The organism is Streptomyces sp. NTH33 (assembly GCF_003236365.1).
GTDB lineage: Bacteria > Actinomycetota > Actinomycetes > Streptomycetales > Streptomycetaceae > Streptomyces.
In genome coordinates, this window is sequence record NZ_POTZ01000876.1 from 1 (window position 1) to 1,434 (window position 1,434).

Here is a 1,434-nt window from a genome sequence, read left to right on the forward strand (position 1 = left end):
CCCGGACGCCATGCCGGAAGTGCTCCGGCCTGTGTCCTCCGCGACCGCCGTAACGGTCCTCGTCGTCATCTCCGCCGTCGGAGCGGCCGTATCCACCTCCGCCGCCGTAGCCGCCTCCGCCACCGTGGGAACGGCCACCTTCGCCGTAACGGCCCTCGTCACCGCCTCCGCCCCCGTAGGAGCGGCTGTCGCCACCGCCGTAGGAGTGGCCGTCACCGCCGCTGGCGACGGCGGCCGGTGCGGAGAAGGTGAGAGCGCCGAGCCCCAGCAGTGCGGCCGAAATGGCTCGTATTACGCGCATGGTGAATCCTCCGGTCCCCGAGGAGCAGCCGCGGACCCTTTCCGCCTGTGCCGGAAATGCACCTCGATGATCGAAACGCTAGGGAGATGTGCGCCGCGGCGCGATCGCACCCGGGCGAACGGGGCAACGCTGTGGGCTGCACAGGGGACGGCGTTCCCGCGGTCGGGGGACGGGACTGAGGACCCGTCAGCCCGTCGGTCCGTCAACCGGTGAGATGCGGGAACAGGGCCAGGAAGGGACCGGCCGTCGTCGACACCCCGCGGCTGTAGGGGGCGTCGAAGTCCCAGATCAGAAAGAGCAGGAAGGCGATCAGCGCGGAGAACAGCCCCGCGAGGACCAGTTCCCGTGTCGTACGCCGGATCTGCAGCGCGAACACCATTCCGATGGTGACGACGGCCCCCGAGAGCAGCCCGAACCACACCACGCCCGGCATCGTCGGTCCGGTGGAGTCGGCACGTGCGGTGCGGGCCTGGGCGGCGGCGGCCACCTGGTCCACCAGCGGCTGGTAGGCCTGTGCCTCGAAGTCCGACTTCGGCTGGTAGTCGGTGACGTCGGCGCGGACGCGGGCGAGCAGTTCGTCGCCCCTCCCGGTGACCCGGCCGTGGTCGGCCATGGTCTTCCACTCGGTGGTGACGACGTGTCCGACGTAGGCGTCGACGTCGCCGCGGATCCGGTCGCGGACGTCGGGCGGGTAGACGCGGACGCGCTCGGAGATCTCGTGCAGCGCCTGGGCCTCCGCCTGGACGTGGTCCTGGGCGGCGACACGTGCCTCCCAGACGCCGGCGATGGCCAGGCCCAGGACGATGGCGTACACCACGCCGATCCACATCGTCATGTACTCGATGACGTCCGGGGTCTCGGTGGGATCGTCGTCCTCGGCCTTCGTACGGTGCCGCACGAGGGTGATGACGACGACCACCGCGCAGGCGGCCAGCATCGCCAGGACGAGAACAAGCCATTCCGACAACGGGTTCCTCCAGGGGTCAGCGTGGGCGGAGCACGGCGACGGCGGCCTTGACCATCCCGATCACCCCTGCCTTCGAGGCCGAGTAGGCCGCCATCTGCGGGTTGCCCTCCTTGCCCGCCACGGAGGCGATGTGCACGATCCGTCCGTAGCCGCGCGGCAGCATCAG

The 1,434-nt window shown here is 70.4% G+C and carries 3 protein-coding genes; all 3 read right to left on the reverse strand.

The features are described from left to right. On the reverse strand, positions 1 to 301 hold a 301-nt coding region (locus C1I97_RS37170; protein ID WP_111007274.1), incomplete at its 3' end, for a hypothetical protein. A gap of 202 nt (positions 302 to 503) precedes the next feature. Then, complete coding sequence (locus C1I97_RS37175) at positions 504 to 1,268, reverse strand: bestrophin-like domain (RefSeq protein ID WP_111007275.1); 765 nt, start codon at positions 1,266 to 1,268, stop codon at positions 504 to 506. A 16-nt stretch (positions 1,269 to 1,284) separates the two neighbouring features. Further along, the gene (locus tag C1I97_RS37180) at positions 1,285 to 1,431 is read right to left on the reverse strand and encodes an SDR family NAD(P)-dependent oxidoreductase (RefSeq protein ID WP_441349197.1); all 147 of its coding nucleotides are present in this window, start codon (positions 1,429 to 1,431) and stop codon (positions 1,285 to 1,287) included. Between the last annotated feature and the right edge of the window lie 3 nt (positions 1,432 to 1,434).

Coding starts and splice junctions, on each gene's coding strand:
- C1I97_RS37180 (WP_441349197.1), bottom strand. CDS start 1,431: ATGCTGCCGCGCGGCTACGGACGGATCGTGCACATCGCCTCCGTGGCG.